Raw genomic sequence first — 20,254 nt, forward strand, 5'->3', positions numbered from 1 at the left:
CGTCATTCAATTGAAGGCAAGGGAATCCTTCTCAACTTTACCCCCTTGTGACCCGTCAACAATTAATTGACAGACCACTAGGAGGATTCCTGAACGTCAGACATCAGCATCATTGAAACCATCAATCACCCATCCGAAAGGGTGGCCAGAATGGTTTAACTCATTAGCTGCTGATCATTCCAGCTAGCGGGTTAACACTACTTAGTAGCGCTGACTTTGATCGTGTCAACAGCCGTCGTTACCTTGGTGGAAAGATCTTCAGGCAGAGGAATGTAGCCAAGCTCAGTAGCGTACTGCTTGCCATCTTTCAACGACCACTTCAAGAACTCGTTGAATGCTTTCGCTTTCGCCGGATCTTTGGGGTTTTCATACAGCAACACCCAGGTCAAGCTAACGATCGGGTAAGCATCCTTCTGCTCAGGATCAGGCACTTTTAGCGCAAAATCATCAGGAATTTTCGCTCCTTCTAGCGCTTTTGCAGCAGCTTCTGGCGCTGGTGTAATGAATGCACCCGATTTGTTTTGCACCGATGCCATTGCTAGCTTATTTTCTTTGGCGTAGGAATATTCGGTGTAGCCGATCGCACCCTTCGTCTGCTGAATTTGAGCTGTTACGCCTTCGTTACCCTTTGCACCTGTTCCTACAGGCCATTCAACCGTTTTACCAGCACCCGCCTTCCAGTTTGGGCAAGCCTTTTCAATGTGGTGGGTAAAGATCGAGGTCGTACCGCTGCCATCAGAGCGGTGGACAAACGTAACCGGAGTGGCGGGTAGTTTAGCACCAGCATTGTCTTTAGCAAGCTTAGGATCATTCCATGTCTTGATCGAACCGTCGACGATGCCACAGAAAGTCGAACGAGACAGTTTCAGATCAGTCACACCATCCAAGTTGTAAGCAAACACAACGAATAAGCCGGTTGTTGGCACCTGCACAGGCTTGCCGCGATCTGCCGCCAATTTAGCTTTTTCATCGGCCTTCAACGCAGAGTCAGTCGCGCCAAAATCAACCGTTTGATCGAGATAGCGCTTTACACCAGCACCGCTACCAACGGAGTCATAGCTAATTTGAACGTTTGGATTAATTTTGTTGTATTCCTGAAACCAGCGCTGATACAGCGGGTTAGGAGCCGTTGCACCAGCACCACTGATCGAAACAGTGCCGCCAGCAGCGGAAGAAGCTGCGGGGCTAGCGCTAGTGTTTTCACTGGGAGGGGTGTTTGTCGTCGTTTGAGGCGCGCAGGCTGCCAGACCGGTCACCAAGGCGATCGCTGAAGCCGAGAACGCCCAACGGGCTGCTTTTAGAGAGAAAATCATAAATCCTGCAACTTAACACATCTGCACTAACGCTACCGCGCATGAGTAAAGAAAAGGTTAAGTAATTAAAATTACATTTTATTCTGAGCAATTCTAAGTGCTCAACAAAGCATGTCTTTCGTGGAACAGCTACAGGCGCACATCCAGCCAACCGTTGCCGGGCTTACGCCATTCGAGAAACTGACTAAGCGTGTTCCGTAACCACATAACAGCAGCATAATGCCGTATAGTTGCCTGAGCAAACCCAGCACTAGCGGCAAAGTACTTGGCGCATAGTACGCAAATTAGCTGGCAGATCCATCTGAATCGCCTGTTGAATCAACATTGAAGGGACTGGAATAGTAGGCGTTGCCTGCACAGAATACGTCAGCAGTGTACCGGCACCATAATCTTGCAACGTCAGGTCAGCCGCAAAATCGTGAAAGCTCCCGGACTCTAGCCGAAATTGAATCTGCTGCTGTGCGGTCTCGATGACCTTTAAATAGATGTCCACTTGCGCCGTCAGAAACAAAAAAGCTTTACTCGCTACTTGGTACAGACGCTTGCAGCCATCCGGGACTTCTCGGTTGCACAGCCGACCATCATTTGGGTGGAGTATTTCGCTTCGGGTTAAGGCAGGAAAAAAGTGAACCCACCGTGGGTAGTCTGTCAACTGTCGCCACGCGATCGCCCGTTCTAGAGGCAGATACATCTGCGCCGTTACTGCACCACCCCACGCAGAATGCGGTTGGGTCTTCAACAAAACTTCACCGTTCAAGAGTGGTTGGGAATGCGGTCCGTGCCACTGTTTAGCAAGAAGATTAGTGACGTTTGTTGTCAGGGTCGGTGTGCGGGTGAGTGTTGGTGCAGTAGAGGTCATCATTCTAGTCCAGCAACTCCTAATTAGTCAGAACTTGTACGGAAGCGATTTGCTCTAAACCCTCTCAGACAGCGGCAAAGGCGTCAGGCGTTCCGTGTTACCGAAAGCATAACTCCACAACTGCAAAGAAAGGTCGCGGAAGGGCGTAAAGATTCGGCTAAGTTCTTACAGGGCACTGGAGAATCGTTCTACTACGTAGAACGGCAGAAGTCCTAAAACAAACGCTGAATGTTGAAAATCACTTGTCTGACTTTAACACCCAGCGTTTGCTGTGCGATACAGGTTATACCGTCGTTTGGGGCCGCTAGCTAGTGCGTGCTAACAAAACAGGACAATTCGCGTGCACCCGCACATAGTCAGAGAGCGATGTGCCCAGCAGTCGATCGAGATCAGGCAAGCCTTTAGCGACGGTCGGACGGCGATCGGGCGAACCAAGCAACAGCAAGCCGACGTTTAGCTCATCGGCCAAGCGACACAGTTCTTCAGCAGGTTTGCCAACACAAGACAGGCAACGGTAGGCAATACCCAGTCGTTTCGCTTCTGCTACAGCGGTTGCGAAAACCGGGTCATGTTCAGACACCTCACCACTTTCACAGTAAGATTTACCGCTCAGGTCTTGAACAATGTGCGTGAGGATGAGTTCTGCACCTTTGAGGTCACGCAGTAGGAACAGAGCCAGCTTAAGGCTTTGGCTCGCAGCTTCAGACTTGTCTAGCGCGACCATAACGCGGTTGATCTTCTTAATATAGATGTCGTCTCTCACCAACAACATTGGATGGGATGAAAGTTGAAAGACGTATTGGCTCACAGAATTCTCCAGGATGGAGACTAGACGCTGCAAGCCTCTAGAGCCCATGATGATCAAATCTGCGTCAATTTCGTCAGCGACTTTACAAACAACATCCTTGGGATCACCTTCTCGGAGTAGCCCAGAGACACGTGTGGAATCAAGATCAAGAGCTTGAATCGCATTTGCTAAGATTTGGCCCCCTTTCTCACGCTGCTCATCCATTTCAGCAGCAGTCACCTGAGGCGGTACGACATGCAGAATCGTTACGGATGCTCTTTGCATGGAAGGAATACTTGCCAGAGCTTTGAACATTTCCTCAGACTGTCCGGTTCCAGAATCAGCCAGAAGAATCTTTTCAATCATGGAGGTGCCTCACGATTTCCATTAAAAACAGCTCAGAGTTTCTAGCCATCAGAGTTAAGTAACCGGCGGAGTGCAATATTGCGATCGCGATCGGCGCATCACTAACAGGCTGAAGGTTAAGCAATCAAAGTGATGCTTGATCGACTCTTTACAGTTAAAATTTTACCTTTAATGTTCGACAAACTGATGATTGTCGTTACTCATTGTTGCGTTCAAAAACATGAAGAGATATCAAGTAGATCAGACTCAGTTCTCAGAGTTCTAGCGATAATTCTAAGGATACACTTTGTAATATTCTACTAAACGCTAGCCTCTTTTAACCCTTGCAGCTAAGCCCTATGAGGCTCACTCCTATCCGATTGAAGGTTGATTGAGAGTGCTACAAGGAGCTGATTGCTAACTTTTAAAAATGAAAAAGCTTGTTAGATTAACTAACGTAAACAAGTGGCCGATCGATTGATATAAAATAATACAAAAGCGATCGCGAGACCATCTGATTCTATGACGAACGACCACCCCGATCAACGTCAATTACCGTCCACTGGAGCCATCCAAAATCCACTGCAGGTTTCGCCTGGAAACTGGTTTGAGTATTTGGTCAGAGCGCAACCACACCACACTGACTATGCAGGCATCGTCTGGCATGGTTCCTACCTTACCTGGATGGAGGAAGCCAGGGTTGAATGTTTACGCTCGATCGGCATCGAATTCGCTGATCTTGTGGCATTGGGGTGCGACTTGCCGGTAGTAGAACTGTCTATTCGCTATCATCAGCCAATCCAAATGGGTGTGTCAGCCGTTGTGCGAACCCGTATGGCAGACATGGAGGGAGTGCGCGTCAATTGGGATTATCAAATCCAATCCACAGATGGACAGGAGCTGTTTGTAACAGCGCGTGTAGCGCTAGTCGCTGTCGATCGCGAAAAAGGCAAGATCATGCGCCAGCTACCACCTGCTGTGAAAGAGGCTTTGGTCAAGCTAGCAACACCTTAACAACCAGCTGCTAAAGACGCCTTGTTACCCAACCGACAGCAGCGGCGTTGGTGCTTGACTGGTAGTGAGAATTTCTTCGCGTGCCCAGCGATCGGCCGCGAGAATGTCATCCAGGCTGGGGTCAGGTCGATTGTGGCTTTGATAGCGATCGCACACCTGTTCAATCAAGCGAGGAATATCGAGAAAGGTAATTTTCTCATCTAGAAACAGTGCGACTGCCTGCTCGTTGGCCGCATTCAAAACCGCGGGCATGCAGCCTCCAGCCCGACCGGCTGCATAAGCGAGCTGCATACAGGGATATTTTTGGTGATCGGGTTCGCGAAATGTCAACGTACCGACCTTCACCAAGTCCAGTGGTTCCCAGTTCGTCGCAATGCGTTCTGGATAGGACAGTGCATAAAGTAACGGTAAGCGCATATCTGCCCAGCCTAATTGCGCCAGCACAGAGGTGTCCTGCAACTCAATGAGCGAATGAATAATGCTCTGGGGGTGGATGACGATCGCGATCTGGTCATAAGCCGCCCCAAATAAATAGTGCGCTTCAATGACTTCTAACCCCTTGTTCATCAAGGTAGCGGAGTCGATCGTAATCTTCCGTCCCATTGTCCAATTGGGATGCTTTAAGGCATCGGCAACGGTGACATGCGCCAGCTTCTCGACAGGCAAATCACGAAACGAGCCACCAGAGGCTGTGAGCAGAATCCGGCGCAGCCCACCTTTCGGCACTCCTTGCAAACACTGAAAGATGGCGGAGTGTTCAGAATCAGCAGGCAGCAGTTTTACGCCATGCTTCTGAATGAGAGGCAGCACGACCGGCGCACCTGCAATCAACGTTTCCTTATTTGCCAACGCAATGTCTTTGCCTGCTTCGATCGCAGCGATCGTCGGTAACAGTCCAGCACAACCAACAATGCCCGTCACGACAATATCGGCTGTACTCCAACGGGCAACCTCAATCACTCCAGCCTCGCCTGCAAGGAGAATGGGTTGTGGATCGAGATCGGCAATCGCCGCTTTCAGATCAGACAGACCTTCGGTTTCGCAGATTGCCACGATCTCGGGACGAAACTGACGAATTTGCTGTGCCAGGAGTGCCACATTTCGTCCTGCAGCCAGCCCCACAATGCGAAATTGGTCTGGATGCTGGGCAACAATATCGAGCGTTTGAGTGCCAATGGAGCCAGTTGAGCCAAGAAGGGAAATTGCTTTCACGATCGCCGAAGTCCAGTCACGCCTTCACTATCTTACGCTTGCTGCGTGTCCAACTTGGAAGAAATTCTTAAGTCACTACAACGACAAAAGCGATCGCTCGAGCGATCGCTTCCTAATGATTCAAAAACAACGCTGTTTTCTAACCAATCACAGCTTTAAGCGTTACCACCTGCAGCTTGGAGACGGGCACGTGCACGCTTAAAGGCTTGGGTTGCCTTGATGCGAACAGAGCGATCGTCGCCTTGCAGAGACTGATTGTATTTGGCTTCAGCTTCAGTAAACGCAGCTTGCGCCTTTGCCTTGTCAATCGTGTCGCCCCGTTCGGCTGCATTCACCAGAACCGTGACTTCATTATTTTCAACTTCGGCAAATCCGCCCAGCAGCGCGATCGGAATCCACGTTTTATCCGAGCGAACGCGCATCACACCCGTGTCCAATGCCGTCAACAAAGGTGCATGTCCGGTCAAAATTCCGAGTTGTCCCGTCGTACTGGGAAGAATCACTTCTTCTGCTTCGGCATCCCAAACTGTCTTGTCTGGTGCCACTACACGAACAGTTAATGTCATAAGAAAGTCTCCTAAAGCCAGAGCAATGAATCGAAAGAGTGTTTGGTTGTTAGTTGTTTAGTTGTTAGACCGTTGCCAACAACTAACAACCAACAACTAACGACTTCTTACTTGTTGTCTGCCTTCAGCTTCTCGCCTTTAGCGATCGCTTCATCAATGTCGCCCACCAGGTAGAATGCCTGCTCAGGCAGCTCATCCAGTTCACCCGCAAGGATCTTCTTGAAGCCACTAATGGTCTTCTCGAGGGTGACGTATTTGCCAGGAGACCCCGTAAAGACTTCAGCCACAAAGAAGGGCTGCGACAGGAAGCGCTCAATTCTGCGAGCCCGTGCTACAACCAGGCGATCGTCCTCAGACAATTCATCCAGACCCAGGATGGCAATGATATCTTGCAGTTCCTTGTAACGCTGTAGGGTAGACTGCACTGCGCGTGCAGTGTCGTAATGGTCGTTGCCGACGATCGCGGGCTGCAACATCGTCGAGGTCGAATCCAGCGGGTCAACCGCAGGGTAAATGCCTTTCGATGCCAGACCACGAGACAGCACCGTTGTACCATCCAGGTGAGCAAAGGTCGTTGCAGGTGCGGGGTCAGTCAAGTCATCCGCAGGAACATAAACGGCCTGTACAGAGGTAATCGAACCTTCGGTCGTGGACGTAATCCGCTCTTGCAGGTCACCCACATCCGTACCCAAGGTTGGCTGGTAGCCTACCGCAGACGGCATCCGTCCCAGCAGCGCAGACACTTCAGAACCGGCTTGTACAAACCGGAAAATATTGTCGATAAACAGCAGTACATCCTGCTTGTTCACATCTCGGAAGTACTCAGCCATCGTCAAAGCAGACAGACCGACGCGCATTCTGGCTCCGGGCGGTTCGTTCATCTGACCATACACCAGAGCAATCTTCGACTCGCTCAGATTGTCTTTGTTGATGACGCCCGACTCCATCATTTCGTTGTAAAGGTCATTCCCTTCACGGGTGCGTTCGCCCACGCCACCAAACACAGACACGCCACCGTGGTTAGTCGCGATGTTGTTGATCAATTCCATCATGATGACGGTTTTGCCCACACCAGCACCGCCAAACAAACCAATCTTGCCGCCTCGACGGTAGGGGGTGAGCAGGTCAATCACCTTGATGCCTGTCTCGAAGACGGAAGGCGTCGTTTCCAAATCAGTCAGTTTGGGTGCCGAGCGGTGAATCGGCGACGTTTCGCTGGAATCCACGGGGCCTTTGTTGTCTACTGGCTCACCCAGAACGTTAAAAATTCGACCCAGGGTTGCTGCGCCGACGGGAACGCTGATTGGAGCACCCGTATCAACCACTTCCATGCCACGAACGAGCCCATCTGTGGTGCTCATTGCTACTGCGCGCACCTGACCGTCACCAAGCAATTGTTGCACTTCACCGGTAACAGCGACCTCTTGCCCTGCTGCGTTGGTGGCTCGGATGGTCAAAGCATTGTAAATAGCTGGCAACTTGCCACTAGGAAATTTAACGTCCAGAACGGGACCAATGATCTGCGTAATGTAGCCAATGTGTGTTTTTTCTGTGGTGGTGACCATGCTCGCGCCTTACTCTGTGATTTAGCCTCAGTAACTTAGGTATCATGATTCAGCGATCGCACACCGGGAACGATTTCATACCGGAATGCAGTCTTGAACTTAAATTGCCACTATTAAATTGCCACTGCTTAGCTTATCACTGAATGGTTACGGATAATTAAGGTGAATGTGAAGTTGATCGATACCGAGGGGAGCCGTGCAAAAGTGTCGCTTTTTCAGGGTTGAGTAGGAGCTGCCAAGTGTTTTCAGGCCTCGCATACCTAAGTCCTGACATTACCCTTCATTGTTGACCACTAGCGACTAACCTTAAGATCGAAGAATAATCTCAAGTAGAAATCTCCAGCCATGCAGGTGTTTGTTTTACTCTTTAACGCGGGCACAGAAAACGAAGGCCTTCACTCCATCCGGATTGGCGATCGTAACCTGGTGCTGATCTTCGAACAGGAAGACGACGCGACCCGCTATGCCCTCTTACTGGAAGCACAAGATTTCCTGGTGCCAACCGTCGAAGCGATGGAGCAGGCTGAGATCGAGAAGTTTTGTGAAGGTGCTGGTTACGAGAGTCGGTTTGTGCCCGCTGGTTTTGTGCCTCAGACCGATGACGAGCGTCTGCTGCTAGCCCCTCCCGAAACCAATCTGGAAGAAACAGACTGGCAAGTCGTCTCTCAGACAGAGGGACAGTCAGACGCAGAGGCAGAGACAGACGCAGAGGCAGAGACAGAATTGGAACGCATGCGCCGCAAACTGGAAGGGTTGTTGTAGAAAGGATAAAAGCTAAACGCTAAAGTCTCAATTCGGATGTCTTTTATCGTTACATAAGATTTACGCATTTGCCCCCAAACCCCCTTTCTTGAATGCTCGGGAAGGGCTATATTTTGGGGGCTTTAAGAAGCTCGGCTCCCCTAAATTGGGAACCAGAGGGCAAATTTAAAAGCTTTTTCGTAAGCCCTGCTTGATTGTTTATTGTTTATCCCTATGCCGAATTTAGACGAACGGGGACATCTACTGACGGAGCAAGCCAATCCAAACAGCCACAATCTCGATCAGTTAACAACACTAGAGTTGGTTGATCTGTTTAATCAGGAAGATGCTCAGACGATCGCGGCGATCGCTCAGGCACGACAACCCTTAGCGACCGCGGTCGATCGTGCCGCCAAAGCACTGCAACAAGGCGGGCGGCTGTTTTACGTGGGAGCAGGCACGAGCGGGCGCTTGGGTGTGTTGGATGCAGCAGAATGCCCACCTACGTTTTGCTCTGACCCGGAGCAAGTGCAGGGGATTATTGCCGGGGGCGCTGGAGCGTTAGTTCGCAGCTCAGAAGGACTGGAGGATCGGGCCGATGATGGGGCAGCAGCGATCGCCCATCGGCATGTCACTGTACTGGATGTCGTTGTGGGCATCACCGCAGGCGGCACGACACCTTACGTCCACGGTGCATTGCAGGCAGCCCGTCAACGTGGAGCCACAACGGTTTTCATTGCCTGCGTACCTGCCGATCAGGTCAGCGCTCAGGTTGATGTAGATATTCGCTTGCTGGTCGGCCCCGAAGTACTGGCAGGATCAACACGTCTCAAAGCAGGTACAGCCACCAAGCTTGCACTCAATATCCTCTCTACAGGTGTGATGGTGCAGTTGGGCAAGGTGTATGGCAATCGCATGGTCGATGTAGCCGTTACCAACAAGAAGCTGCACGATCGCGCCCTCCGCATTTTGCAAGACCTGACTGACTTAAGCCGAGAGGATGCCGGATATTTGCTGGAGCAGAGTGAACGCAAAGTCAAGTTGGCACTCTTGATGCACTGGACAGGACTAGGGAAAGAAGCAGGCGATCGGCTCTTGGCAGAACATCAAGGAAACTTGAGAAAGGCTGTTACAGCGCTAAAGGCTTAGTAGTGCCGCTTGTTTGTGGCTAACGTGAGGTGAGATAAAAATCCTACTCATTCTTTAAAGTTAGACCCAGAAAAATTAGTAAAAGCGTCGGTAAACGTTAGAAAAAGCTGCTTTTATAAAATTATTACGGGTGTCTATTTACTCATCCTGAACCAAAAGAACGGTGGTTGAGTCTTCTGGGATGACGCAGACGGATACGTTCGAAATCTCACTGCTGATAGAAGAATCTAGCACCACGAATTTAGGAATCTGCGGGTGGTGTTGCTTGTTCTTTTGGGCGTTTCAGCAACAGTTGGATGCCCAACGCAAAGAGACCAAACGCTGCCAGTGCAAAAATGCCAGTGCCCAATGAACTCAAGCCCACGACTAACGTCCGCACAGCAGCCGAAATGCGCTGAGTGGTGAAATTATCAGTGTGAAGTGGTTTGGCTGCAAAGGCGATCGCGATCGCGCTAGTCAGTCTATACAGGACGATCGCGATGCCACCAGCGACGATCGAACCACCCAAACACCGGATCGGACTGGGTGAGGGTGCGCCTTCTTTAGAAACCTGCACAACTGGATCAGACAGTGTTGGCTCAGTCATAAAACGAATGGGTTAGTAGCTTGGTGACGTGAACGATTACAGGAGGGACGTTTAATCTGCAATCTAAATGCCCTTAGGAGCGTGAATTAAATAACATCGGTCATCCTCACGGTAAGGGCTTAGCATTCGGCAGGGTTGCCTTCGGCTACGGCAAGCGCTTTTACCCGAATGCTAAGCCCCTACAAAATTGTCGGTTTTATTAAATTCTCATTCCTTAGTCTCTTTACTCTACTATCTGAATACCAGACGGGTTAAATTTTGCGATCCAAAATTCCAGGTCAGAGTTGGCGATCGCTCCTTTCACCTGTGCCTGTATCTGTTCTGCGTGTGTCTGGGATTCTGCCAGGGCAAAAACGGTGGGACCCGAACCAGACATCATCGTGCCAAGCGGTTTTGCCTGCTGAAAGGCTTCGCGTAGCTGCAAGACTTGAGGATGTTCGGGCAACACCACTTTTTCCAGATCATTGCGCAGCCGTTGACCGATTTTGGTGCCGTCTCGTTGCGCGATCGCGGTCAACATAGGGCTTGCATGAACATGTTGTCGGCGTTCTTCCAGGTCATCCGATCGGCGCACATACGAATCACCAAACGTTTGCCGATAGGTTGTATAGGCCCAGGCAGTCGAAACCGATAGGCTGCGATACTTCGCCAGCACCACATAAAGATTGGGCAGTGCAGGTAAGACATCAAGCTGTTCGCCCCGACCAGTGGCAAGAGCCGTGCCTCCCGCAATGCAAAACGGCACATCCGAACCTAAAACCGCTCCTAACTCCTGTAATTCGTCTCGTGTTAAGCCCAGTTCCCAGAGCAAGTCCAACCCCACCAACACGGCAGCCGCATTACTCGACCCACCTGCTAAACCGGCGCCCACTGGAATCTGTTTATGAATAGTAATCTCCACGCCGCCATAGCGAGCAAAACAGTCTGGAAAGCGTTTCACCATAAGCGCCGCTGCCTTGTATGCCAAGTTGCTCGCGTCATTCGGCACTTGAGGATGCGTACAGTGAACACGGATGGCGTCGGTACCACTAGCACGGAGGTCAATTTGATCTGTCAGGCTCACACTTTGCAGCACCATCACCATTTCGTGAAACCCATCCGGTTGCGGGATTTCGCCACTCAAGTGGTCACCCAGAATTTCTAAATAGAGATTGATCTTGGCAGGAGCAATGAGGGAGTAGGAACGCATGGGGAGGAAGAGGTGAGGAGTGAGGGGTGAGGAAAGTTTTGAGTTTTGAGTTTTGAGTTGGAAGAGAGGAGTGAGGGGTGAAAGGCTAAAGGCTAAAGGCTAAAGGCTAAAAGTTTTGAGTTGATTCTGACCCCTCTCACCTCTCACCTCCCACCTCTCACCTCTCACCTCCCACCTCCCACCTCTCTCCTCTCTCCTGAAGTTCGTTGCTAAGCGCAATCCACTGTTCCACACTCAGGTCTTCGGCGCGAACTTGAGGATTGACGTTGAGCTGTTCTAGCAGTTGAGTAAGCCGATCGCCCTCCACTAGACTTTTCAGATTATTGCGTAGCATTTTGCGTTTGCTGGCAAAGCCTGCCTTGACGATCGTTTCCAGATGGCGGGGGTTCTGGGCAGGGGTGATCACGGGGCGAGGACGCAGACGAATGACAGCAGAATCGACTTTGGGTGGGGGCTGGAAGGCTTTGGCAGGGACATCGCAAATAAATTGGCATTCTGCGAGATATTGCACGCGCACGGACAGTGCACCAAAATGGGTTGAACCGGGCTTACTGCAAAGGCGCAGGGCGACTTCTTTTTGTACCAGGAGGACGATCGCGTCAAAAGGGTGTGGGTTTGGAGCGGCGATCGTGCCCAGCAGTTTTTCAATAATCGGTCCCGTGATGTTGTACGGAATATTGGCAACGACTTTGTTGGGGGTTTGAAACGCAGGGGATGGTATCAGTAGGCGATCGAGATCGGTAATGAGAAAGTCGTCTTGCAGCAGCAAAAAATGATCGACTTTACCGAACTTTTTCACTAATAGCTCACATAAATCGCGATCGATTTCCACAGCAACAACGGCTTGAGCTAGCGCCAACAATTGTCGGGTGAGGATGCCTGTACCGGGACCTATTTCGAGGACGCGATCGGTGTTCGATAGTTCTGCAGCATTAACAATACTGCTCAGGGCTTTTTCGCTGCGGAGCCAGTGTTGGGCAAACTTTTTGCGAGGTTGTGGCACAGGGCTACTCCGGTACTCCCACAACGCCACTACCAGGAATGACTTCGCCGATCGCCCATGCGACCAGGCTTTGTGAGGCAAAGTAGTCGATCGTAGCAGTTGCCTGTTCTGGTGGCACTAACACGGTAAACCCAATGCCCATGTTGAAGGTATTGAACATAGCGGACGGCGTGACATTCCCTTCGGTGGCTAACCAGTGAAAAATAGGCGGCACTGTCCAAGCGTTTGGATCGAGTTTCACAGCTTGTCCTTTAGCTAAGCAGCGCGGCAGATTTTCGGGTAAGCCGCCACCTGTAATGTGCGCCATCCCGTGAATGAGTAGACCCTTTTTCAGCGCTCCTAGAATGGGCTTCACATAAATCTGTGTTGGTGTGAGCAGGGTATCACCCAGGCTTTTACCGCCAAGCACGTCGGGACGATCGCTCCAGTCAAAACCGCGATCGCTCACGATCTTACGCACTAGACTAAAGCCATTGCTGTGGACACCCTGACTGGCGAGACCGATCGCGACATCACCGATCTGGACGTGCGATCCATTCAAGATCTGATCTTTCTCCACAATGCCGACGCAGAAGCCCGCCAAATCATATTCTCCAGGCTGATAGAACCCTGGCATTTCTGCCGTTTCACCACCCAGTAGCGCACACCCCGCCTGACGGCACCCGTCTGTAATACCTGACACGACTTGCGCTAATTGCTCTGAGTGTAGTTTTCCGGTTGCCAGATAATCCAGAAAAAAGAGCGGTTCAGCACCACAAGTGAGGACATCGTTCACGCACATGGCGACGAGATCAATGCCAACGGTTTCGTGGCGATCGAGACTATGGGCTAGCTTGAGCTTTGTGCCCACCCCATCGGTGCCGGAAACCAGTACAGGCTCTCGGTAACCAGAAGGAAGCTGAAACAGCCCACTAAAACCACCAAAGTTGCCCAAAACCTCTGGTCGCGTTGTGCTATTCACCATGCTGCGGATGCGCTGTACAAACGCTCGCCCCGCTTCAACGTCTACACCCGCCTCTCGATAATCCATGTCATTTGCCTGTGGGCGATCGTCGCAGGTTGTATTTTACTTGGCTTAGGGGCGAAACACCAGGGATCTGCAGGGCAAGACGTGAAGCGGAGCGGTTTAGCGATGGGTGATATAGCGGTAGGAATCGCCCTTACGGTGAAACAAACCGCAACGTGATGGTAATGAGCGTAAGGAAGAGAATAAACCCGATCGTGTCCAGCATGGTGGTGACTAACGGTCCACTCACAAGCGCTGGATCGAGCTTGAGTCGTTTCAATCCCATTGGCAGCAGCGTGCCCAGAGTTACAGCAACAAGCGTGTTCGCTGCCATCACAAAGCCTGCCACTAACGCGACCCAACGTTCCTGTGGGGGTGTCCAAATCAATGCCAGTAGCACCATCGTAAGACCCAACGCTAACGCTGCTCCTACGCCCGCCAGCAGTTCTTTTTTGAGAATTTTGAGCGTATCTTGCGGAGTGACTTCACCCACACCCAGCGATCGAATGGTTACGGTCAACGCCTGAATGCCAACTGTCCCACCCGTATTGGAGAACAGCGGCATGATGACTGCCAAGACGGGAACCGCCGCAATTGTCTTCTGAAAAGGCGCGATCGCGCTAGAAGCACCGATATAAAGCGCCATGATGCCCAGCAACCAGGGCAACCGATTCCGTAGCTTTTCCAGTGGGCGAGAGAGTGACGATTCATCACCATTGCCCACCCCTGCCAAGCGCTGAATATCTTCGGTCGCTTCCTCTTCTAAAATGTCGATCACATCATCGATCGTGATGATGCCAACCAGACGATCCTCGCGATCAACCACAGGTAATGCCAGTAAGTCATAGCGCTTCATCAGTTGCGCCACTTCTTCTTGAGCGGTGTCAGTACGAACTTTCAGAACGCGATCGCTCGCAATGTCCTTGATGAGCGCATCTGGCAGCGAAAATACCAGTTGCCGCAGTGAAACTACCTGTACCAGCTTACGATTGTCATCCGTTACATACGCGTAGTAAACCGTCTCCTTGTCCTGGTCATTCAGACGGATCTTGCTCAGGGCTTGAGAAACCGTCAAACCTTGACGCATCCGCACATATTCTGTGGTCATCACCCGTCCGGCAGTGCCTTCTGGGTAGCCTAGAATGGTAGCGGTAGCCTGCCGCTCTACCGGGCTAAGCTGCTGGATTAACCGTCTGACCACGCCAGCAGGTAGCTCATCAAACAGCTCCGCACGATCGTCCGGTCGCATTGCTTCCACAAGCTGACACACCTGAGCATCGTGCAGATACCCAATCAGCTCCTCACGCACTTCCTGATCCAGATACTCAAAGACTTCCGTTGCCTGACCTTTGTTCAAGAGCCGAAAGGCGATTGCACGTTGTTCGGGTGGCAAGTCGGCAACGTAATCGCCAATATCAACAGGCTGAAGCTGGTTCAGCTCCAACTTCAAACGATTCAAGTCGGCAATATCCGACAGCGAAGCACGACCTTCCTGGGTTAGCATAGCGTCTCCTAAATCTCCCCCTCGCTGGGAGATGAAGACTCGCCAGGTTAGGGGAGGATATTACTGTAAGGTGATGGACTGGGGTCCATGAAATCCACAAAATGCGACATCGATACCAGCAATAGGTACCGCTGAGCCTATGCTAACGCCTATCAACACAGTACACAATGTAAAGAAGGGCACTTCATTAAAAATCCACCCATAGAATTACAGCCATCTAGCTATGAACGCCGCTAACGCCTACTTAAAGACGTGCCTAATAAGTCTGACAGTGCTGAGTTTAAGCAGTTGTAGCACTCCGCAAACACCGGTCGATGAACGCCCTGCGTCTATTAGTCCCACCAGCCCATCACCTAGCACTCCTGCGTCGATCGACAGCCCACCAGCAGCGTCTCCCAGTGCTTCGGTCGATCGCCTGACGACACCCACGACCCCGCAAACGACGATTAATGTCTATAAAGTCGATAGTTTATGCAGAGATTTGGTACCCCGAAAGATGACACTTACGGCGAAACAATCCCTCGAAGGTGCGATCGCCAAAGTGTTAGAAGAAACCGATAGCGGCGATTTCAGCATCGCGGGCTATCGGGTCAGTAAAGAGGGAAATCGGGCGATCGTTGATCTCCGCCTGCCAGCAAACACCAAGCGAAGTTTCCATTCGCTCTCCAGCTGCGAACAACTTGCTCTCTTTGGCGGCATCCGTAAAACGCTGATCGATAATGCTCAGTGGCAAATCAAATCAGTGCAGTTTACAGAAAAAGGGCAAGAGATTGTGTTGTGAGGTTTGAGGGGATAGGCTGAACGTCTGTAGTGAAAGCGAGATAGCGGCTGATTAAAAATAACCCTTGGGGGCACTACCAAAGGAAGTCTACAGCCTACAGCCTGGGATAAATAAGCTTGATGCAGTCAGCACAGTTATTTTTATGGCAATTACGCAAGAGCAGTTTGATGCCCTAGTTAAGAAGCTAGAAGCCTTCTCAAAGAAACATCCTGGACGTTACCGTTTGCGAGTTGCCCTGCTTGCTGCTTTGGGGTATGCCTATCTCTTTTTGGTTCTTTTAGGGCTCTTGGCATTAGTCGGGCTAGTCATCTTTTTTATCGTTGTTAGTCATTACGTCAATGTCAATATTTATATTCTCAAATTTGGAGTTCTGTTAGCCATTCCCGCATGGGTGATTGCGCGATCGCTTTGGGTAGTAGTCCCACCGCCAGAAGGGTTGAAGCTCAGTCGTCATCAAGCGCCTCCTTTGTTTGCGCTGGTCGATGAGGTGACTACGGCACTCCAGGCTCCCAAATTCCACAACATTCTGTTGAATCAAGAATTCAACGCTGCTGTGGTTCAAATTCCCCGATTGGGTATCTTTGGCTGGCAGGAAAACTATTTACTTTTGGGACTTCCCCTGCTTCAGTCCTTATCTCTAGGGCAATTTAAAGCGATTCTGGCGCATGAGTTAGGACATCTCTCTGGTAACCATTCCCGCTTTGCGGCATGGATTTATCGCATCCGCAAAACCTGGCTGCAAATTTATGAGCGGCTACACCAGAACGATCAACATGGCGCAGAAGTTTTGTTTAATCGTTTTCTCAATTGGTATTGGCCTGCCTTTAATGCCTACTCCTTTACCCTGGCAAGGATGGATGAGTACGAAGCCGATCGCTGTGCTGCCCAACTTGCTGGGGCCCACACTGCGGCTGAGGCGCTCATTAACGTAGCAGTAAAAGCTCGTTTTCTGGAAGACTCTTTCTGGAGCCATATCCACCAGCAGGTGGAACATCAGGCTGACCCACCAGCTGATGTTTACTCCTCAATGCTGACGGTTTTGCGTCGTCCGCTTGCTGAAGACCTCAACCAGCAGTGGTTGGAGCAAGCTCTTGCACGCACAACCAATAATGCAGACACACATCCTTGCCTTACCGATCGACTGAAATCGCTGGGTTATTCAGCGATTCAAGCATATACGCTAGCTCAACCAGCAACGTTACAAAGCAGTGCCGCAGAACAGCTTCTGGGAAAAGCGTTACAACAGTTCGCTGAGCAGTTCAATCGAGACTGGAAAGAAGCGACATCGACACCTTGGCGACAACGCTATGCCTATCTACAGGAAACTCAAGGCAAACTGCAAGCGTTGGAGCAAAACGCCTTGGTGAAAGCACTGACTGGAGAAGAAATATGGGAGCAGGCCTATTACACATCTGAATTGCGGGGACAGGAAGCAGCGCTGCCCTTATTGCAGAAAGTGTTAGCCATTCAGCCAGATCACGCAGAAGCAAACTATACCTTGGGGCAAATCTTGCTACAGCAGCAGGATGAAGCTGGCATTGCTTATATAGAAAAGGGCATCGCACAAAGAATACATTGGGTCATCGATGGCTGTGAGCTAGTGTACGGTTTCTACTGGCAGCAAGGTCAAGCGGAGGAAGCGCAAAAATATCGCGATCGCGCTGAGCAGCACTATCAGCTTCTGCTGAAAGCTCAACAGGAAAGAGCCATCGTGACCGATCAGGACAGCTTTCAACCCCACACTTTAACAGCCTACGCGCTCAAGGTACTCCAACAGCAACTATCTAACTATGTACAGATTAAAGAAGCTTACCTGGTCGAGAAAGTGGTTACTTACTTCCCCGAAGAACACATCTGTGTTCTAGGCATTGTCCGTAAGAAAGGGTTAATTGGCGGCGGGGAGGCCGATCAAAAACTAGTTGACCTACTCGTTAAGAATTTAGAGTTTCCGATTCAAGGGTATGTCGTTATTTTGAATCATAGTGCTTCTGGCAAGCTGAGAAAAAAAATGCGTCAGGTTGACCGATCTTTAATTTTTTGACGGTAGTGCTAAAGATTCAAAATGGTTAATGCTGTTTCGTATCGCGCTTCAACGCTATCCAGCCTTAGCGCTTTTGATAAAACGTCTCTTAGGATGCGGCGAGTTCTGGGGTGCTGGTGAGGTTTGCAAGGATTTGGCGCATTTCGTCGATCGCCTGCCCCTGCTGTTCTCCTGCCTCTTGGAACTGCGGCATCGTACCAGCAATACCTTCCAGTCGTTGACGCAACCCATCCACGTTGTCTTGAATCGGTTGGAGCATTTCCTGGTAAAGGTTCACGCGTCCCCAGGTTTCGGCGGCAGCGGAACGACGATCGAGTAGGGCTTGCTCTAGCTGTTTGAGCTCGTTGCGCTTGTTTTCTTGTTCGGTTGCTTGGGTATTGACCATGCCTTGTGCCTGGTCGATCGCGCCACGCATTTGCTCAATCTGGCTTTCCAACTTTTGCAATTCTTCTACCTGCTGTTGCCGTTGCGCTTCGATTTGGCTGAGAATCGGTCCAAGATCAATGTCGTTCTCTTGCCCATTTGGATCGACATTGCCTTGACGACGTTGTAAGACAGCTCGGTGCTGGCTAAGTAGGCCGTCGCGTTCTCTCAGGTTCCGTCGCTGCCCCACCAGGGTTTCGTTGAGCATCTGGTAGCCGTCTTGCTCGTCTGCCAGTTCGTTTTCCAGGTTGAGGCGATCGTACTCATTGGCTGCCTGGATTTTCGCCTGCAGCTCGTCGATCTCTTGTTGCTTATAACGCAGTTCTTCTTCTTGACTCTCGACGAACTGAGAGAGCTTCTGCAAATCGCGCTCTAGATCGCTGACCACCTTTTGCAACTCATCCACTGAGAGCTTTTCGAGCGCTTCAACGTCTATTTTCTGCCCAATTTTAACCTTGTCTGATGTGTCTGCTAAGCCGTAGAGGTGCTGATGCAAATCCTCTTGATTGTGAATTTGTACCCCCAGCATCCGGGCATACTCTTGGCGCACGTTGAGTGATGTCTGCTGAACTTTTAGCTCAGCTCGTCCTTGCTCCAGGGACTCTTGTGCCTGGCTCCACTCTTGCCAGCGTTGCTGTATCTCTTGAGTTTGGCGATCGGCGTCGCCTTGAAGCTGTTGCACGGTTAAGCGCTGCTGCTCCAAATTTTGCCACTGCTGATTCAGCGTATTTTGCTGCTGGGTCAGAATCTCAAAGGAGGCATTCAATTGCTCGCGTACTGAATCGGTTGGAGGTACAGCCTCCGCTAAGCGATTCAGCAAATCATGAATCGTGCGCGCCTGATCATCGTCGAGAAACGCGGTCTGCTGAAACTCTGCTTGACGCTCTTCCAGGCGACGCATTTCGCCCCGGAGATGATCCCAGGCACCTTCCAGTTCCTGGCGGTTGCGTTCAAATTCGTCTCGCTGTTGGGTCACTTCATCCCGCAGCGTTTCTACTTCCTGACGCTGCTGCTCTAGTTGCTCAAAGTCGTCCTCCATCTGCTGGAGCTGCTCACGCCGGGCTTCCATCTCCATTTCCCGACGGTTGAGCTCCTGGCTTTGATAGGTCAGCGATTGCTTCCACTGCTCAATTTCTTCTTCCTGTGTCTTAAATTTTTCTTGCAGACGCGAAAAGTTTTGGAGGATACTGACCAGCTGCCGACCTGCTTCCTGAACGCGCTGCACCTGCTTATTTGCCGTCAGATCAACTAAGACAAGGGCACCACCATTGTAGTTATTTGCCTCATCACAGCCCACCACTTCTTCACCCGGCACAGCGCTCCAGCTTTGTTCAGACCGCTGGCAGGCAAGCAGTTTTAGCTCTGCTTTCCCGCCGCCCAGCAAGCCACCACTTTTCTTTTGTACTTCTGCTAGATACAGCACGCTGATAATCCTCTTCTGTGTCTATGCGCAATATCGATCGCTTTTGACAGTCTAATTTTGACAGTCTAATTTTCAACGGTCCAGTCAAACACCATTAGACCTAGTGTAGTGAGACAAACCTGGCAAAACAATCTTTGCGACAAATCGCGATCGTACAAACCGCTTCTTGTCTGCCAGTGCGTTGCCTTCCAAAACGAGTTTTCCCTTCACAGCACGCCAACCTTTTACGGTGACAGCCCTACCGTCTTTTAGTTCCTCGTCAATCAGCTCAGCCTGTGACCAAGCAGCCCTAAATGGAGGTTGGTATGCACTCGCTTTGCCAGTCTCTCTAGGAAATATCATGTCTCTGCAACGCTTAAAGTGCACTGGTAGAAAGACAGTTAAAAAAGCGAACGCTTCTGGGAAAGCAGCACTATACCATTAGTGCAGCAACATGCCATTAATCATGCCATTAATTTAGTTGGCGTTTACTGGACTCTAATTTAGCATTGCCTCAAGAGACAACCATAAAGAACTGTAAAGCATGGGCGTCTGTCGTGCACAGCCCACTCGTCTCTTTTTTAATGACTGTAAGGCAACATCGGTACCAAGCAGATCGTAGAGGAGGAACGGTTGCGATCGCAAATCAGGCAGCAGCGAAGCAGAAAACTGAGAGATTCTATCGATAACGGCATCAAGGAGAGTATAAAAGTTGTATCTGCCAGTACGCTGTTGGCACATCAGAAATTCTTTGCCGAGCAAAGGCTG

The 20,254-nt window shown here is 50.7% G+C and carries 17 protein-coding genes; 5 read left to right on the top strand and 12 right to left on the bottom strand.

From position 1 onward, the window contains the following. Positions 1 to 197 precede the first annotated feature (197 nt). The 3 genes from pstS to C7B82_RS22320 form a co-directional block, all read right to left on the bottom strand. Positions 198 to 1,313, bottom strand: coding sequence for a phosphate ABC transporter substrate-binding protein PstS (gene pstS, locus C7B82_RS22310; RefSeq protein WP_106258716.1), 1,116 nt, complete (start codon positions 1,311 to 1,313; stop codon positions 198 to 200). Between the two features lie 250 nt (positions 1,314 to 1,563). Next, positions 1,564 to 2,172, bottom strand: a complete 609-nt coding sequence (locus C7B82_RS22315) for an SRPBCC family protein (protein ID WP_106258752.1) — start codon at positions 2,170 to 2,172, stop codon at positions 1,564 to 1,566. Between the two features lie 304 nt (positions 2,173 to 2,476). Then, positions 2,477 to 3,325: a universal stress protein gene (locus C7B82_RS22320; protein WP_106258718.1), complete on the bottom strand. Its 849-nt coding sequence runs from the start codon at positions 3,323 to 3,325 to the stop codon at positions 2,477 to 2,479. 501 nt (positions 3,326 to 3,826) lie between these two features. Here C7B82_RS22320 and C7B82_RS22325 point away from each other — a divergent pair. Continuing rightward, the gene (locus C7B82_RS22325) at positions 3,827 to 4,318 is read left to right on the top strand and encodes an acyl-CoA thioesterase (protein ID WP_106258720.1); all 492 of its coding nucleotides are present in this window, start codon (positions 3,827 to 3,829) and stop codon (positions 4,316 to 4,318) included. 24 nt (positions 4,319 to 4,342) lie between these two features. Here the strand turns inward: C7B82_RS22325 and dxr are convergent, their stop codons facing one another. The 3 genes from dxr to atpD form a co-directional block, all read right to left on the bottom strand. Beyond that, positions 4,343 to 5,530 (bottom strand): 1-deoxy-D-xylulose-5-phosphate reductoisomerase, encoded by a 1,188-nt coding sequence (gene dxr, locus C7B82_RS22330; protein WP_106258721.1) that lies wholly within the window; start codon positions 5,528 to 5,530, stop codon positions 4,343 to 4,345. Positions 5,531 to 5,685: 155 nt separating this feature from the next. Next, positions 5,686 to 6,096, bottom strand: a complete 411-nt coding sequence (gene atpC, locus C7B82_RS22335) for an ATP synthase F1 subunit epsilon (RefSeq protein WP_106258723.1) — start codon at positions 6,094 to 6,096, stop codon at positions 5,686 to 5,688. Positions 6,097 to 6,203: 107 nt separating this feature from the next. Next, on the bottom strand, positions 6,204 to 7,661 hold the full coding sequence (atpD, locus tag C7B82_RS22340; RefSeq protein ID WP_106258724.1) for a F0F1 ATP synthase subunit beta: 1,458 nt from the start codon (positions 7,659 to 7,661) through the stop codon (positions 6,204 to 6,206). A 345-nt stretch (positions 7,662 to 8,006) separates the two neighbouring features. Here atpD and C7B82_RS22345 point away from each other — a divergent pair, with 345 nt between their 5' ends. Both C7B82_RS22345 and murQ read left to right on the top strand, forming a co-directional pair. Beyond that, positions 8,007 to 8,423: a DUF3110 domain-containing protein gene (locus C7B82_RS22345; RefSeq protein ID WP_106258726.1), complete on the top strand. Its 417-nt coding sequence runs from the start codon at positions 8,007 to 8,009 to the stop codon at positions 8,421 to 8,423. Positions 8,424 to 8,636: 213 nt separating this feature from the next. After that, positions 8,637 to 9,551 carry an N-acetylmuramic acid 6-phosphate etherase gene (gene murQ / locus C7B82_RS22350; protein WP_106258727.1) on the top strand — a complete coding sequence of 305 codons (915 nt, stop codon included), beginning with the start codon at positions 8,637 to 8,639 and terminating at the stop codon, positions 9,549 to 9,551. A gap of 241 nt (positions 9,552 to 9,792) precedes the next feature. Here murQ and C7B82_RS22355 read toward each other — a convergent pair whose 3' ends face one another. The 5 genes from C7B82_RS22355 to mgtE form a co-directional block, all read right to left on the bottom strand. After that, positions 9,793 to 10,137 (bottom strand): DUF3082 domain-containing protein, encoded by a 345-nt coding sequence (locus C7B82_RS22355; RefSeq protein WP_106258729.1) that lies wholly within the window; start codon positions 10,135 to 10,137, stop codon positions 9,793 to 9,795. 223 nt (positions 10,138 to 10,360) lie between these two features. Next, positions 10,361 to 11,326, bottom strand: coding sequence for a 4-(cytidine 5'-diphospho)-2-C-methyl-D-erythritol kinase (gene ispE, locus C7B82_RS22360; RefSeq protein ID WP_106258730.1), 966 nt, complete (start codon positions 11,324 to 11,326; stop codon positions 10,361 to 10,363). A gap of 157 nt (positions 11,327 to 11,483) precedes the next feature. Beyond that, the gene (rsmA, locus tag C7B82_RS22365) at positions 11,484 to 12,329 is read right to left on the bottom strand and encodes a 16S rRNA (adenine(1518)-N(6)/adenine(1519)-N(6))-dimethyltransferase RsmA (RefSeq protein WP_106258732.1); all 846 of its coding nucleotides are present in this window, start codon (positions 12,327 to 12,329) and stop codon (positions 11,484 to 11,486) included. Positions 12,330 to 12,333: 4 nt separating this feature from the next. Then, the gene (gene purM / locus C7B82_RS22370; RefSeq protein ID WP_106258733.1) at positions 12,334 to 13,359 is read right to left on the bottom strand and encodes a phosphoribosylformylglycinamidine cyclo-ligase; all 1,026 of its coding nucleotides are present in this window, start codon (positions 13,357 to 13,359) and stop codon (positions 12,334 to 12,336) included. A 130-nt stretch (positions 13,360 to 13,489) separates the two neighbouring features. Further along, a complete protein-coding gene (gene mgtE / locus C7B82_RS22375; protein WP_106258735.1) occupies positions 13,490 to 14,839 on the bottom strand; it encodes a magnesium transporter in 1,350 nt (449 codons plus the stop codon). 223 nt (positions 14,840 to 15,062) lie between these two features. Here mgtE and C7B82_RS22380 point away from each other — a divergent pair, with 223 nt between their 5' ends. Next, complete coding sequence (locus C7B82_RS22380) at positions 15,063 to 15,620, top strand: hypothetical protein (protein ID WP_146141238.1); 558 nt, start codon at positions 15,063 to 15,065, stop codon at positions 15,618 to 15,620. Between the two features lie 142 nt (positions 15,621 to 15,762). Then, entirely contained in the window at positions 15,763 to 17,661 is a 1,899-nt protein-coding gene (locus C7B82_RS22385) for a M48 family metallopeptidase (RefSeq protein WP_106258738.1), read from the top strand. 88 nt (positions 17,662 to 17,749) lie between these two features. On the opposite strand, the gene hmpF is transcribed toward C7B82_RS22385, so the two are convergent. Continuing rightward, a complete protein-coding gene (hmpF, locus tag C7B82_RS22390; RefSeq protein ID WP_106258739.1) occupies positions 17,750 to 19,507 on the bottom strand; it encodes a pilus motility taxis protein HmpF in 1,758 nt (585 codons plus the stop codon). Positions 19,508 to 20,254 lie beyond the last annotated feature (747 nt).

Source organism: Stenomitos frigidus ULC18 (assembly GCF_003003795.1).
GTDB lineage: Bacteria > Cyanobacteriota > Cyanobacteriia > Leptolyngbyales > Leptolyngbyaceae > Stenomitos > Stenomitos frigidus_A.